Here is a 14632-nt window from a genome sequence, read left to right on the forward strand (position 1 = left end):
TTATTCTCTCTTTCTAACTTTATCGTATGTAGATAAATTTATCCCCCTATATTCTGCCCACTCTTTAAGTTTACCTAAAATAACAATACTGGTCTTCTTTAACGCATTAACGTCTTTAGAACCAGTAAGCATCATGGCAGCCTTCAATTCAAATATTATCTTTCTAAAGAATTGTTCTAAACTTTCCTTACCTTCTATAGCACTTTTTAACACTGGTAATGCCATACCAGCAATATCAGCACCTAAGGCTATAGCCTTAGCTGCATCTAACCCACTCCTAATACCTCCGCTACCCACTAGAAAGGAATCTGGAACTGAATATCTCACTTCCATTATCGACGCCGCAGTTGGTACACCCCAATCCAGAAAATTTTTTGCACTCTCTGCCTTCCAGTTCCCTCTTCTAATATCCCTTATCATCTCAATTGCTATCCAATTAGTACCGCCTTGTCCAGAAGTGTCAAAATTCTTTATACCATAACTGTAAAGAAGTTTTGCAGTTTCCATGGAAATGCCGTTGCCGCTTTCCTTTACTATAATCGGCACAGATAACTCCTTAGAGATGTCTCTCAGTTTTTCTAGAGCATAAATCTGATACTCAGGCTCACCTTCTGGTTGAAATACTTCTTGAGCTGGATTTAAGTGAACAGCTATTGCATCAGCTTCAATCATTTGTATGGCGTCTTGGAATTCCTTTAGCCCATATCCTTTAACTAGTTGCGGCATCCCTAAATTAGCAATAATAGGTATTGTAGGAGCTACCTTTCTAACTATCGCAAAACTTTCCCTTGCCTCAGCCTTTTCTATCGCAACTCTCTGACTACCTACCCCCATTGGTATTCCGAATTTTTCAGTGACCTCTGCTATAATCTTGTTTATTCTTCCCAATTCATTCCTTCCACCTGTCATCCCAGTTACCATTATTGGCACACTTATCTCTTTCCTAAAAAATTTTGTCTTAGTATTTATTTCACTAAATGATATCCCAGGAAATCCTTGGTGGACTAAAATTACATCATTTAAGAACGTTGATGAAGATAAGCCATCTACATTTTCAAAAGCGGCAATTTCAACGTGCTCCACTTTCCTATTTACTATATCAGGCATTCGGATTACCTCTTACCAAAGTACCTATATTATATCCCTTTAATGCTAAATATATATTTCCAGCTTTACTTCCATCAAAAATCATAGCATTTAAATTGTTTTCAAATATCTTTTGTATCTTAGAACTTATTCCACCAGTAACATCATAATAATTAGCTTGTAGCAATCTACCAACCTCATCTATCCTTCTTAACTCGCTTATGACTCTTCCATCCCTTCCTAAAATTCCAGCCTTATCGATTGCGAAAAGTAATCTGGCATTGAGTTTCTTCGCAATATCTATACTCATATCATCTGCAGAAATTATGGATGCATCAAATTTAATATCACCGTATATCAAGGGCACAAGGCCCTTCTCTAGAGCATTTAGCACTATATCAAAAGTATAGAATTTTCCTGGAATACTAATAACGTTAACACCACTTTTTAACAGTTGTTTAGTTATCATATAATTTAACTCCTGCATGGCTTCAGAGGTCCTTACGGCTCTACTATCATCGAATATCGATGCCTCATAATGACCAAAACTCCCACCACCATGTAATAATATAATCTTTTCATTAGGATTTTCATCAACGAATTTCTTAATTTCTTCCGAAACTTTTCTTAGCAATTCTAATCTAACACACCTAGGGAGATCTTTGCATGTGATTAGACTTCCACCTAATTTGAGAACTCTATAATCGTAAGCCAATTCAGATCCCATATCCATTTCCAATTATTTATTTTTAAATACGGTAAGGAATATATAGCACTCCATAGTCCATTTTCAAATTCTATCAGATTTCGTGCTTTACTCTCAGCATATTCAACTGGAATAATACCAGTTAGATGAATTAGCGAATTATCTAGATATTTAGGATTGCCATAAAAAGGGTATGAGGAAACTACTTTAATTTTAATTGATTCTAATTGAATTCTAATTGGTTCTTCACCATCTCTAAAGAGGATGGGGGAATTAAGTTGTTGTGAAGTTCGGAGTGCTTTAACTAAAGAGTTTTGGGGGAATATTGCCTCATCCACAAGGTGAAGGATTTCAAATTTCTCATCTTCACTCATTGGGACCTCACAATTTCTTATAGCATCATTTGCCAACTTCTCAGTAACGTAAATATAATATGAAGAGAAGGGAATCGAGGAATCCCAATATTCCTCCTCCTTAACGCACTGAAAACCAATTGCCTCATTAAATTGCCTTATAAACTGGCCAATTGCCTCAGTCTTCACAAAAATGTTTAATGGCTCTATGATTCCGTCAAGTACCAGAATCGGATTATTTACTCCTTTTAGAGGGATTCCGAGAAACGGAACTCTAACTCCCAAAACGCGCTGCAAGATAACCCACAACTGAATCTTTAGGTCCCGAAGTGTCACCAGAAGTTGCATGTTTCAAAATATAGGCTTTTTTACCGAACTTCTTAGCTAGGATTAGGTTAACCATTATAGGACCATAGCCACATAAAGTAACATCTTTACCTTCTACAACCTCGTATAAACCCTTATAATCTAATTGTTGGATTTTTTCTATTGCTTCTACATCTTTCTTTACCGTAATCTCATGTGGGTCGTAATGGTTCATATCACTACTTGCCAAGACTACTATATCCTTATCTGGATTCTTTTGCATAACATTATAAATTGCATCTGCTAGGAATTCGGCAATTTCAGGGGTTTGCATCATAATTACAATTGGAACTATCTTAAAGTCATCATCAAAAAAGTACTGCAAAAATGGCAATTGAACCTCGATTGAATGTTCGTATAAGTGCGATTTTTCATCTAAGTCTATCACTTCCGATTCCTTTACTAATTGCATTAAAATTTCTTCATCTATTTTCACACTACCTAATGGAGTTTCCCATTCTCCCTTAGGCCAAGCAGAAACATAAGAACCCAAACCGGTATGATTAGGACCTAATATTATCACAACATCTGGCCTACCTTCTGAAACCAAATAATAATATGAGTGAGCTGCCACGGGGCCGCTATAAATATATCCAGCATGGGGCACGACAAAAAATAAATTATCTCTTTTCTTTTTCTCGTAAGTTTGTTTAGGAATATCTCTTGGACCTATATTATGTCTGAATGACCACTCAATCTGCATTTTAAGTTTTTTCGGATCTGATTCATAAAAAGAACCTGCAACCGCTGGTAATCTCTTCATTGAACAAGCCTCATCTCGAATTCACTTACTGGTACCGCCAAATCACCATCTAGGGGAATTATCCTCTTCTCTCTGAGTATTTGCCTAGCTAATGCCCAATATAATAGCGCCAATGATTTCCTACCTTTATTATTGGCCGGTATTATGAGATCAATATAATCGATTTTAGCATCAGTATCAGCAAAAGCAACTATTGGTATTCCTACCTTAGCAGCTTCTTTTATTGCTTGAGTATCAGTTCTAGGATCGGATACTAACAATACCTTTGGTTCTGTATATGTTGATAAATATGGATTTGTAAAAGTTCCCGGTATTATTCTACCTACCAATGCTCTAGCTCCTACCACTTCTGCGAACTTTTGGACTGGCCTATATGCATAAGGCCTACTCGCTACTGCAATTATATCTTGTGGTTCATATCTTGATAAGAATTTAGCTGCTATTCTTAATCTTTCATCTATCTTTCTAACATCTAATACATACAATCCTTCTGCTCTTACTCTATACACGAAACTCTCCATATATTTAGTACAACTATGAGTACCTATATGAACTCCAGCCGAAAGATAAGTCTCTACTGGAACTAATAATTCTATTATTGTACCTTTTTCGGATTTTCGTAACTCCTCTTTTTCTGCTTCAGTTAATTCTCCTCCTCTTTCTTCCTTTTCACTCAAATTGATCACCTTTCAAATTGGTCTAGTATAGTGGATTACTTCACTAATTATATCTATGTGAGATAAAAGCATTCTTCTGCAACAATATCTTTTTACACCTAAGTCATCGAGAACCTTTCCTGGATTTTCTCCTGCATTCACTCTTGTTATAAATGGTTGCCACTTATCAGCTATCAATGAACCACATGTAAAACATCTAATCGGAATCATCATATAGATTCACCTATACGATTTCTGCCTCCATCTCCTTGCACTATATCTCATCCATTTCTCTGATTCTGTCTGCCTTGGATCTCCAGCTAGCATTGTCCTATCATAAGCCCTATATATTTTCTTTAATTCATCACTACCAGTGAACTTAACCAATGCCCTAGCCAAAGCCATCCTTGCTGCATCAGTCTGGCCCATTATCCCACCCCCATAAGTTACTATTTTGGCATCTATCTTTGATCTAACGCCATTCCCAGCTAAAAGTAATGGTTCCATGACTTTCAATCTTACCATTTCAATTGGTATTAACTCAATTGGAATGTTATTTACGAACACTCTTCCTTTCCCGGGTAATATATAACATGTAGCTCTAGCTGTCTTCCTTCTAGCACTGGAAATAATTACTTTCTGTTCCTCACTCATCCACTCCACCCTAGCTCTTTTGCAACTACTTCTACTGTGACATACTTACCTTTAAGTCTACTCACATCAGCGTCTGGGAATTTAATAAATTGTCTCCCCTCAAATTCCTTCGGCACTCCAATATATACCTTAACATTGTTAAGCATTCTACGTCCCTTACTACTTTTAGGTAACATTCCTCTAATAGTCCTTTTAACTATATTTATCGGTGATTTAGGCCTTCTAATCCCATTTCTATAAGGATTAAAAAGCGTTCTTACTGTTAAAAGTAATTTATAGGACTCGATAACTCTGTTTTTCTCCCCACTTATTACTGCTTTTTCTCCATTTACTATAACTACCTTTTTACCTTCCTTTAATAATCTAACTATGTTACTCGCCATTCTACCTAAGATCTGACCTTCAGCGTTAATTACTACTTCTTGCTCTTGAACTTGCGTACTCATTGCTTCATCAACCTCACATTTTTTCCTTTAAAATCCTTAAAGGTTTCTAAAGCTTTATATATACTCATAGCCTGACCTCCCGAAGCTCTAATTTTTTCTATAGCGGATTTTGAGAAATCCAATGCAATAACTGTTACTACGTGATCTAGTTTACCTATACCTAAGACTTTTCCTGGAACAACAACTATGTCATTGGGCCTAGTGTACTTGTTTATTTTGTATAGGTTAATATATGGCCTCTTTCTGGATGATGCCGATAACTCTTCAGCTACTTTTCTCCACAATGGTTTCTTAGACTTTTCCAAATTTCTAATAACCTTTCTAACCATTATATTCGTACTACCAGTTACCTTCATTTAATCACCTCTACTAGCTTCTTCTCTAATTCTTCAATCTTTCTAATAATGCTTTTACCAGCCTCTAATAAAATTCTCTCTGGCTTAAGAGATCCAACACTTTCTAGCTCCAGAATATATTTATCCTCTATAGACGAAATTCTAATTAAGCCATTGCAATATCTTAAACACTCTTCACACAGGGTACAAGCCAACTCGTTCTTTACTGAGAGTTTACCATCTTTTAATTCAAATACCCCCTCTGGGCAAACAGTAGCTGCTTTTTCACAATTTCCTAGTATCTCAACTTTCGGATAGTATCTAACTATTGCCAAAGAAACTGGTATAAACTTAGCGTGCTCTTTTCCGTAGCCTAATCTTAACCTAGCCTCAAGTGATATCTTTTGATTGGCACCTAATAGCACGATTGGTATGTCTCCAGATATTGGAACTATTGATGGATCCTCTGATTTTATATCTTTAGAGTATAGCATCTTAGGCTCATTCAATGCTTCCGCTTCAATGTAAATCTTAGTATAACATTTTTCACAGTTTTCAGTACATTCAATACATTCTTCTGGCCATCTATACGTATCTAAAGCTTCCTCTGAAGTAAATGGTATTAAAGCCAACCTATGTGCCAATATCTCATCGTATAAAGGACTGTTATTCTCTATGAAATATACATCGTCAATAGACATTACTGGAACATAAAGCATCGTCGCTCTCCTAATTGCATTTACAAATTCTAAAGGATAACCCTCAAAAACTAGATCTATCCTTTTATCATCCTTATGAAGTAAATTAATTGACATGTATAAGCCGCCTATACTCTTCTTCCTCTTCTTCCACCGGGTCTCCTTATAGTATCATGAGGAATAGGCGTCACGTCTTCAATCCTTCCTATAATGAATCCAGCTCTAGCTAATGCTCTAATTGCAGGTTGAGCACCGGGTCCTGGCGTCTTACTACCATATCCACCAGGCGCCCTAACCTTAATGTGAAGTGCCATTATACCTTTTTCAAGGGCGTCACTAGCAGCTTTATTTGCAGCTAACATTGCAGCATAGGGAGATGATTTCTCTCTGTCCGCTTTCACTACCATGCCTCCGCTAGCTCTGGAGATGATTTCCGCGCCAGTAAGATCACTTATAGTTATTAGAGTGTTATTTTGTGATGCGTAAATATGAGCTATTCCCCATCTAATTTCACGCCTGCTTGACACCTGCTTCACCTCCTTCCTGTTGTGCCATAACTGGTGGTCTTGATTTAAATGAGGAAGTAACGTAATAATCGATTAGATTTTCCTCATCTACATTAACAATATAACCTGGAGACGTAACTCTTTTACCATTGACCGCAATGTGCCCATGAATTATTAATTGCCTAGCCTGATATGTTGTATTTGCTAATCCTTTCTTATACACTATAGTTTGCAATCTTCTCTCCAATAGATCTTGCTCAGTTAAACTTAGAATATCATCTACAGTTGCAGTTTCCCTCTTTAACAAACCCATCTTCAATAACTTCCCGACTAATTGTTTCTCCCTGACGGCCCTTTCTGCAGGTGGCAATGCTAATAATGATCTTGCTTGGTGTCTAAACTTTCTAATTATTGACTGTGCTATCCAGATTTCCCTTTTGTTTCTTAGACCGTATTTTCCTAACAGTTCTTGCTCATAACCTATTCTTTCTTTTATCCATGGATGACCTGGACTTTCCCATTTTTTCCTACTTTTTTTAGGATCTCCCATCTAGATCACCTTAAGAGGATTTCTGTTGTTGTTGGGAAGAAGATTGTTGAGCTTGGGGTTGTGCGGCTTTCTTTCTAGCTACACCTATAGTCATACCAGTTCTTCCCGTAGTCCTTGTTCTTTGTCCTCTAACCTTTAAGCCCAATGAATGCCTAACTCCTCTCCAACTTCTACTCTTCTTCTCTCTTTCTATATCATTTCTTACGTAAAAGATTAGATCAGAAGTAACTAAATGAAGATCTAAGCCACTCTCATAGTCTTTACGCCTATTATATAACCAACTAGGTAAACCTTTAATTGCATGATCACTTATTACAGACTCAACTTTCTTTATATCAGCATCAGATAATTCACCTAATCTCGCGTTTGGATCCATCCCTAGTTTTAGTATCATTGCTTTAGCAGTATTATAACCAATTCCTTTTACCATTGCTAAGGCGTAAGGTAGTTTCATAGTTCCATCTACATCTTGTCCAAAAATTCTAACAACGTACTTAAACTGTTGACTCATTAAGTATCAGCTTGTATGGTCTATGTAAAACTAGTTTTTAAGTTTTTCAATATGTTATCCATTTTTGTTTTGGCCTCAGCTATAGCATAGTCTAAACGATTTGATATATATTCTATGCTATAAGGAGAATAATTCCCAATATATTTCTTTATAGGAGTATAAGGACTTTCCCTAAATTGTGGTTTAAGTTCTTTTCCTCCATATGTAATTATAGGATATTGTCTAAAATCATCTATATAACCTATGACTTCACTTCTAATATTATGTTGAGCTAATCTCTCTTTAACTAAATCTGGGTTGTCAGTAAATATAAGTATTGAATCGATTGATATACCAAAGGGGTCTATGTTAATCTCTTCTAGCATTTTTCTTACTTTTGGATTTATTAATGAAAGAAACTTCTCATCATCTATCACAAAACTTAGGTTGGTTATTTTTGAAACCTCCAAGGCATCAGCACGTATCCCGCCATTAGTAACATCTGTCATAGAATAAACATTACTTGACAAATGATCCCTAACTACGATACAGGTGATTAGGTCCTTAATATTAAGCGTTTCCGAAATCACATCGGGCATACCATTATAAATGGCTGTAGTGGCAATGGTCCCACCACCATTTCCTTCAGTCATGAGTATTTTCAATCCTTTCGTTACTCTTCTTCTTAAGAAATCCTTAGACTTCAATACTCCTATTGAACCTACGGCCCCGCTTATTCTATCTCCTAAAACTAAGTCTCCACCTATTCTTAACGTACTACCACTTAATATTGGCACATTTAAAGCTTTACCAATTGAAGTAACGCCTGCCTCAAAGTCTATTAACATTCCTACATCGCTATCATCAGAAAGATGTATATCTACGATTAGGCCTAATGGGTAGGCTCCCTTGACCATTATATCCCTCAATGTTGCTCTGGTAGCATAGAAACCAGCTAGGAACGGGAAATAAGAGAGCCTCGAATGAATACCATCTATAGAAACAACTATGTTTTCCCTTATTCCCGCGTCATCATATTCTTCGATTTGCTTACCAGTCAATTCAAATAACTTGGTATGTATTAAATTATCCCCTATACCTCTAGATCCTAATCCTGCTTCTCCAGCTTTTATGTTAGTTTTAGGAAAACCAAATATGCTATCAGCTTTCATGGAATTCATAACCTCAGTCAAAATAACGTTAGAGATCTCCTCTGCATTATACCTATCACCCTTATAGAACCTTATTTCCTCTATTAGTTTCGTTTTTGCCTTTTCAACGTCTGGATAAAGTCTTCTCACTATTCCCTCCAAATCCATTAAACGCAAAATGTAATACCATTATAATATATTTTTCCCATCACACGATTAGATGTATTTGGTTTTAAAATACAATAAGAGTAAAGTATTATATCTTAATTTTTTCAACTAGTAACCAAAAGGAATCTGTGTAGTGATTAAGGTCGTGTTTATCGTAAAATAACGGGATAATAATAGCTTTTTTAGTAGTATTAGCGTAATAAATATGGGACAAAAATTGCCACCCACAAACAAACCTCCTTTTGAAAAGTTATATGATTGTGAAAGTGAAAGTTGTATTCAAAAACTAGTAGATGATTACATTTACAATTTAATGGCAAATAACAATAATAGTAATAACTATACTATGTTTAAATTATTTAAAGATGAAGATGATAGTGATCATAAATTTGTTTTAAATGAAAAAGTAATGTTAAACAGTTACTTATTCATCAAAGTACTTCTAAGGAGAATACTTGAGACGGACCTCGATTTTGAATATGTAATAGATGATCTCGAGAAAAAACTGGGAAATACGCATCCAGTTGTTCTCTTTTTGAAACAATTCAAAGATGATTAGCGCTTTTTTACTTAAACTTCTTTTTACTTTTTGGGGAAACTGATTATGAGTATCGATCAAAGGTTACAGCTTATAACGAGAAATGCAGCTGAAATAATAACTATAGATGAGTTAAGGAAAAAAATAGAATCTGAAGAGAAATTAAAAGGTTATATAGGATTTGAGCCAAGTGGGCTCTTTCACATTGGATGGTTGATATGGACGCAAAAAGTGAAAGATTTAGTGGAAGCAGGCGTTAATATGACCTTATTAAGAGCAACTTGGCATGCGTGGATTAACGATAAGTTAGGTGGAGATCTAAGCCTAATAAAGATGGCAGCTGATTACACAGTTGAAGTAATAAAGAATTACGGAGTTGACACAACTAAGTTAAACATAGTTGATGCTGACGATATGGTTAAGGAGAAAGATTATTGGGCTCTTGTAATAAAAGTAGCTAAGAACGCTAGTCTAGCCAGAATAAAAAGAGCACTAACAATAATGGGGAGAAGAGCAGAAGAAGCGGAAATAGACGCATCAAAACTGATATATCCAGCCATGCAAGTTAGTGACATATTTTACCTAGATTTAGATATTGCACTAGGAGGAACAGATCAGAGAAAAGCCCACATGTTAGCAAGAGATGTAGCAGAAAAAATGGGCAAGAAGAAGATAGTATCGATACATACACCACTTTTAGTTGGACTTCAAGGAGGGCAGAGAATGAGCATAACGGAGGGAATGGAAGAAGATGACATACAAGCTGAGATAAAAATGAGCAAGTCAAAGCCAGAATCTGCGATCTTCGTTAGTGATAGTAGAGAGGATGTAGAGAGAAAGATAATGGGTGCATATTGTCCTAAAGGTGTAGCAGAAAATAATCCAATTCTTCAAATATTGAAGTATATTATATTTCCACGTTATAATTTTGTAAAGATTGAAAGAGATATTAGATATGGTGGAGACGTTGAATTTAAGGATTACGAGGAGTTAGAAAGGGCTTATATTGAAGGAAAAATACATCCGATGGATTTAAAGAAGGCTACTGCGAGAAGATTAAATGAGATATTAGAACCTATAAGAAAGAGTTTAGAAAGGAAACCCGAATTCGAGGAAATGATTCAGAAGATATCTAAAAGTGTAACAAGGTAATGTAAAGGTGAGCTTCCAAATGAAATATGATATAAAGTTAAGATTTGAAGTAGAAGGTATTGTCGAAAAAACTGATGTAATAGGCGCAATATTTGGTCAAACTGAAAACCTATTTGGAGACGAATTTGACCTAAGAGAGTTACAAGATAAAGGAAGATTAGGAAGAATTATTGTAGAGATTAGAACTAAAGGAGGAAAAAGCGAAGGGGAAATAATAATACCATCTAACTTAGACAGGATTGAGACTGCGTTAATTGCTGCAATGGTTGAAAGCGTAGACAAGGTAGGACCATATAATTCAAAATTTGAACTGATAGAAATAGAAGACATTAGGGCTGAAAAACTTAAAAAAATCATAGAAAGAGCAAAGGGAATCTTATCAAGCTGGAGTAAAGAGAAATCACTAGATATAAAGGAAGTAATAAACGAGATAAGCAGTGCAGTAAAAGTAGGCGAAATAACAGAGTATGGACCAGAAAGATTACCCGCTGGTCCAGATGTGGATAAGGATCCTAATTTAATTATAGTAGAGGGAAGAGCTGACGTAATAAACTTACTAAGATATGGTTATAAAAACGTAATAGCTGTAGAAGGGGCAACATCAAGGATACCAGAAACAGTAGTTAGTTTATCCAAGATGAAGAAGACAGTAATAGCGTTTTTAGACGGAGATCATGGTGGAGATCTAATACTCAAAGAATTATTGAGTAATAATGTAAAGATAGATTTTGTAGCAAGAGCACCAGTAGGGAGAGAAGTAGAAGAGTTAACAGGGAAGGAGATCGCAAAAGCACTATCTAATATGATGCCATTAACTCAATATCTAAAGAAGATTCAGGAGGCAGAACAAGCGATAGCTAAAAATGTGATTGCAAAAGAAGAAAAACCAATACAACTTGAAGCTACACAACAGCTAGTGCAGATAACTTTACCACAGAATGTTTTAGAAGAGATCAAAAAACTTCCAGGAACTTTAGAAGGTGTTCTCTACGATAATAATTGGAATTTAATTGAGAAAGTTCAAGTGCGAGATATAATACCTAAGCTAGAGGCTTACGAAGATAATAAAGTAGCATATATAGTATTTGATGGAGTTATAACTCAAAGACTACTAGATCTAGCCTCTCAAAAGAATATTAAGATGATAATAGGAGCTAGAATAGGTGGAATAAACAAGAGACCACAAAACGTCGACATATTAACATTTACTGACATTATTTCTTCTTAGAAGCCCCGAACATATCTAGTATATCAGTTATATTAGTTTTTTTCAAACTCTCCTCACTTACTCCTAAAGGTGTGAGTACCTTTAGAGATTCTCTGAGTAGTTGATCAACGTAATATTCTATATCTATTCTGTTTTTCTCCTTGACAAAGAAAAAAGGTTCTGCACGATCATGAACACTACCATGACCCTTTACTATAAGATAACCTATTCTTGAATCTTTAGATATTAAATAACCAGATTGAATAGCTTTTCTTGCAGCAACTACAAAAGCTAGTTGTTTATCGTACTCGCTAAGATCTTTTTCTATATGAACCCAAGTTATTAATTCCCTAATATTAAATTCCCCTCTCCTCAACTTGATTACAGCAGACTTAACTAACTTTACTGCTTTCTTAACATCTTTACTAATTAATATTTCTTCTACAACTTTTCTTTTTACATTCCTAACCAATTCACAAAGATCCATATCCTCTTTACCTATTCTTGCAATATCTATCTTATCTCCTTCTAATAACCCTGCATACCTATCATTACCTAAGATTAATAATGATCTGTAGATCTTCCTTACCTTAAGGTTAAGATCGTATAGGCTATTTATCTTAAATATTAATTCATTCAGTTTATCTCCAGATCCTCCTTTCACAAATACTAAAAGGTCATTAGCTAAAATCGCTTCGAAACCTGAGTTTTTAATTAGATCTATAACCAACTTAACTATTTCATAACTTAACTCGTCTACCGCACTTGCAATCTCTCTTGAGTACCATCTTGAATTTATCCAATGAATATAATCATAAAATGATGACATTAATTCTTCAATTACCTCTAATTTTCTAATATCTTGAATATTACTTAATTCTTCCAGAAATGTTTTATAAAGACTTGACGGTTCTCTCTTAAATTTGTAATTAGAGATTGTGGACACATAACAATCATCGCACTGCCCTTTGACTAGAGTATCTGGACCTATATTGAATTTCCTTATTACTGATAGATAAACTGATGATATATCAAGAACATAAGCATCGCTATAGATACCAATCTTTGGTTCAATAACGGTCTTCTTTATTTTTAAAGAACGATTAGGATTATCCATTCGAACTGGGATTAATTCCTCAGATTTTGCAGCGGTCCTTATTAGTGAAGCCTCGATCCTATTTCCCCAACTAGCTACTGATAATTTATCTAAAGGTAGACCAGTTATCTTAACCAGTTCACTATAAGGCGATAATAGAAAGTTGCCTAATAGATAAATGGATTTAGCATTTTCTAAACTATATTGTTTGACTAGATCTCTATTCTTCTCGTCATCCCAATATCTTGAAATTTCATACCAATTTAAGGAGTCACGCCTAGGAGATATACCTAAATAATTCGCTACTTCAATCAAATCTACATGACCAGTTAATCTCTCATTCATTAGTAGACCAACTAAATCTACGTTAAGTCTCCCTGAAATCGAGTAGTGCCCATAGGTACCTTGACTCACTTCAGAGCCTATCTTCCTTCCTATATCTATTTTCACTCCTAACGAATTGGCTCTTTCTGTAATATATTTCCAATGAAAGACGTCTACGTCAAAGACATATATTATATCGGGGTCATAATTCAATATGTAGTCAACGAATTTCCTTATAATTTTAAGATCATCCATGCTTTCGTCTAAACTAAACTGCATGCTACCTTCCTTGCTCCACAAGCTCAAAACAACTATTGGATCTTTTCTAGGGTTCAAGGATCCATATTTACTATAGATCTGAAAATCGATCCCAATAGCCCTTAATTCTGGTATCTTACCCTCATAGTGCGAAAGAATTTTATCTAAAATATATACTTTTTTTGTGCGAAAACCCTCCAGCTTTACCTCACTTACTTCAGCCTTAAACCAAGTAAATGGTCTTAGATCGAAATCTATTGAATATCTCATAGTAAACCTTATGTCCGCATCGAAAATACTTTTTATACCATTTATCCTACTGATCTTTTCTCTGCACCTCTTAATTTGAGTAGGTGTGGAAGTTTGAACAAGTAGAGCATCTACAACATTACCTAAGTATTTCCTTTTAACTTTAGTAATTAGGAGAACCTCACAATTCTTTCTTATGTTTTCAATTATTTCATCCCCATTACCCTCATATACGAGGTAAAAATATGGTTTAAAATTTCTCTCTACTACTACGCAACTGTTCCCTTCATCATCAATGCTCCAAATGTAAATTAGTGGAATGTTATCTTTGATTTCATAAGAGAAGTCTAATATAAAGAAATCCTTAATCATATATTACTAACCAAATGACTGGCTTTTTAATTTATTCAAAGTTTCTAACAATTAATCTAAAAATTTATAGTATAAATTCTTTATCATCACAAACGCGTGCTTACTTCTTCCATAATAATTCCTACGGATATACATTATAAGATAACCGTTTTCTTGATAAAAGGAAATTGCTGGCAAGTTATTAATATTGACTTCTAAATATGAGTATTTCGCTCCATTCAACTTGAATCTTTCCTCAATCTCACTCAGAAGTTTGGTGCCAATACCCTTCTTTCTGTATGCGGGTTCTACAGCTATTGAAACGATGTGCCCTCTATAGCCATATTGAATTATGCCTATTATATACCCTATTATTTTCTCTCCTTCTTTTGCAACCAAGTAAAGTTTATTCGCAAGAAACAAATATGTCCTTAATAACGAATAGGGATACGGATCGTCAAAGCTTTCCGTCTCTATCTGGAATATCTGACCTAAATCCGCCTCTGTTGCATCAGTTATAATTACCATG

At 35.1% G+C, this 14632-nt stretch carries 19 protein-coding genes; 3 read left to right on the forward strand and 16 right to left on the reverse strand.

What is annotated here, in order from left to right; all coding sequences use genetic code 11:
- The 14 genes from fni to YN1551_RS03605 are packed head-to-tail and all read right to left on the reverse strand — an operon-like array spanning position 1 to position 8928.
- Positions 1-1107, reverse strand: a complete 1107-nt coding sequence (fni, locus tag YN1551_RS03540; protein WP_012712024.1) for a type 2 isopentenyl-diphosphate Delta-isomerase — start codon at positions 1105-1107, stop codon at positions 1-3.
- A complete protein-coding gene (locus tag YN1551_RS03545) occupies positions 1100-1819 on the reverse strand; it encodes an isopentenyl phosphate kinase (protein WP_012717202.1) in 720 nt (239 codons plus the stop codon). Before YN1551_RS03545 ends, fni begins: the two co-directional genes overlap by 8 nt.
- On the reverse strand, positions 1771-2493 hold the full coding sequence (locus tag YN1551_RS03550) for a hypothetical protein (RefSeq protein WP_012717203.1): 723 nt from the start codon (positions 2491-2493) through the stop codon (positions 1771-1773). The genes YN1551_RS03545 and YN1551_RS03550 overlap by 49 nt, the downstream gene beginning before the upstream one ends.
- Entirely contained in the window at positions 2420-3274 is an 855-nt protein-coding gene (amrB, locus tag YN1551_RS03555) for an AmmeMemoRadiSam system protein B (protein WP_012717204.1), read from the reverse strand. The genes YN1551_RS03550 and amrB overlap by 74 nt, the downstream gene beginning before the upstream one ends.
- A complete protein-coding gene (gene rpsB, locus YN1551_RS03560) occupies positions 3271-3951 on the reverse strand; it encodes a 30S ribosomal protein S2 (protein WP_187146812.1) in 681 nt (226 codons plus the stop codon). Before rpsB ends, amrB begins: the two co-directional genes overlap by 4 nt.
- 12 nt (positions 3952-3963) lie before the next feature.
- Positions 3964-4164, reverse strand: a complete 201-nt coding sequence (locus YN1551_RS03565) for a DNA-directed RNA polymerase subunit N (RefSeq protein ID WP_012712019.1) — start codon at positions 4162-4164, stop codon at positions 3964-3966.
- A 6-nt stretch (positions 4165-4170) separates the two neighbouring features.
- The gene (locus YN1551_RS03570) at positions 4171-4584 is read right to left on the reverse strand and encodes a 30S ribosomal protein S9 (RefSeq protein WP_012717205.1); all 414 of its coding nucleotides are present in this window, start codon (positions 4582-4584) and stop codon (positions 4171-4173) included.
- Positions 4581-5030 carry a 50S ribosomal protein L13 gene (locus YN1551_RS03575; RefSeq protein ID WP_012716493.1) on the reverse strand — a complete coding sequence of 150 codons (450 nt, stop codon included), beginning with the start codon at positions 5028-5030 and terminating at the stop codon, positions 4581-4583. The genes YN1551_RS03570 and YN1551_RS03575 overlap by 4 nt, the downstream gene beginning before the upstream one ends.
- A complete protein-coding gene (locus tag YN1551_RS03580) occupies positions 5027-5386 on the reverse strand; it encodes a 50S ribosomal protein L18e (RefSeq protein WP_012717206.1) in 360 nt (119 codons plus the stop codon). The genes YN1551_RS03575 and YN1551_RS03580 overlap by 4 nt, the downstream gene beginning before the upstream one ends.
- Positions 5383-6180: a DNA-directed RNA polymerase subunit D gene (locus tag YN1551_RS03585; protein WP_012714155.1), complete on the reverse strand. Its 798-nt coding sequence runs from the start codon at positions 6178-6180 to the stop codon at positions 5383-5385. Before YN1551_RS03585 ends, YN1551_RS03580 begins: the two co-directional genes overlap by 4 nt.
- 11 nt (positions 6181-6191) lie before the next feature.
- Positions 6192-6590 carry a 30S ribosomal protein S11 gene (locus tag YN1551_RS03590; protein ID WP_012712014.1) on the reverse strand — a complete coding sequence of 133 codons (399 nt, stop codon included), beginning with the start codon at positions 6588-6590 and terminating at the stop codon, positions 6192-6194.
- On the reverse strand, positions 6574-7119 hold the full coding sequence (locus tag YN1551_RS03595; RefSeq protein ID WP_012712013.1) for a 30S ribosomal protein S4: 546 nt from the start codon (positions 7117-7119) through the stop codon (positions 6574-6576). The genes YN1551_RS03590 and YN1551_RS03595 overlap by 17 nt, the downstream gene beginning before the upstream one ends.
- A gap of 10 nt (positions 7120-7129) precedes the next feature.
- On the reverse strand, positions 7130-7630 hold the full coding sequence (locus YN1551_RS03600; protein WP_012716492.1) for a 30S ribosomal protein S13: 501 nt from the start codon (positions 7628-7630) through the stop codon (positions 7130-7132).
- Positions 7631-7650: 20 nt separating this feature from the next.
- The gene (locus YN1551_RS03605; RefSeq protein WP_012717207.1) at positions 7651-8928 is read right to left on the reverse strand and encodes an AIR synthase related protein; all 1278 of its coding nucleotides are present in this window, start codon (positions 8926-8928) and stop codon (positions 7651-7653) included.
- 205 nt (positions 8929-9133) lie between these two features.
- Here YN1551_RS03605 and YN1551_RS03610 point away from each other — a divergent pair, with 205 nt between their 5' ends.
- From YN1551_RS03610 to dnaG, 3 genes are read left to right on the forward strand one after another with little or no spacing between them, the layout of a single operon-like run.
- Positions 9134-9487, forward strand: a complete 354-nt coding sequence (locus YN1551_RS03610; protein ID WP_012712010.1) for a hypothetical protein — start codon at positions 9134-9136, stop codon at positions 9485-9487.
- Between the two features lie 45 nt (positions 9488-9532).
- Positions 9533-10618 carry a tyrosine--tRNA ligase gene (locus tag YN1551_RS03615; RefSeq protein WP_012717208.1) on the forward strand — a complete coding sequence of 362 codons (1086 nt, stop codon included), beginning with the start codon at positions 9533-9535 and terminating at the stop codon, positions 10616-10618.
- A 19-nt stretch (positions 10619-10637) separates the two neighbouring features.
- Positions 10638-11846, forward strand: coding sequence for a DNA primase DnaG (dnaG, locus tag YN1551_RS03620; RefSeq protein WP_012712008.1), 1209 nt, complete (start codon positions 10638-10640; stop codon positions 11844-11846).
- Here the strand turns inward: dnaG and YN1551_RS03625 are convergent.
- Positions 11833-14124: a DNA-directed DNA polymerase gene (locus YN1551_RS03625; RefSeq protein ID WP_012717209.1), complete on the reverse strand. Its 2292-nt coding sequence runs from the start codon at positions 14122-14124 to the stop codon at positions 11833-11835. The two genes, dnaG and YN1551_RS03625, sit on opposite strands and share 14 nt — an antisense overlap.
- Positions 14125-14175: 51 nt before the next feature.
- On the reverse strand, positions 14176-14631 hold the full coding sequence (gene rimI, locus YN1551_RS03630; RefSeq protein WP_012717210.1) for a ribosomal protein S18-alanine N-acetyltransferase: 456 nt from the start codon (positions 14629-14631) through the stop codon (positions 14176-14178).
- Position 14632 lies beyond the last annotated feature (1 nt).

The sequence above is a fragment of the Sulfolobus islandicus Y.N.15.51 genome, from assembly GCF_000022485.1.
GTDB lineage: Archaea > Thermoproteota > Thermoprotei_A > Sulfolobales > Sulfolobaceae > Saccharolobus > Saccharolobus islandicus.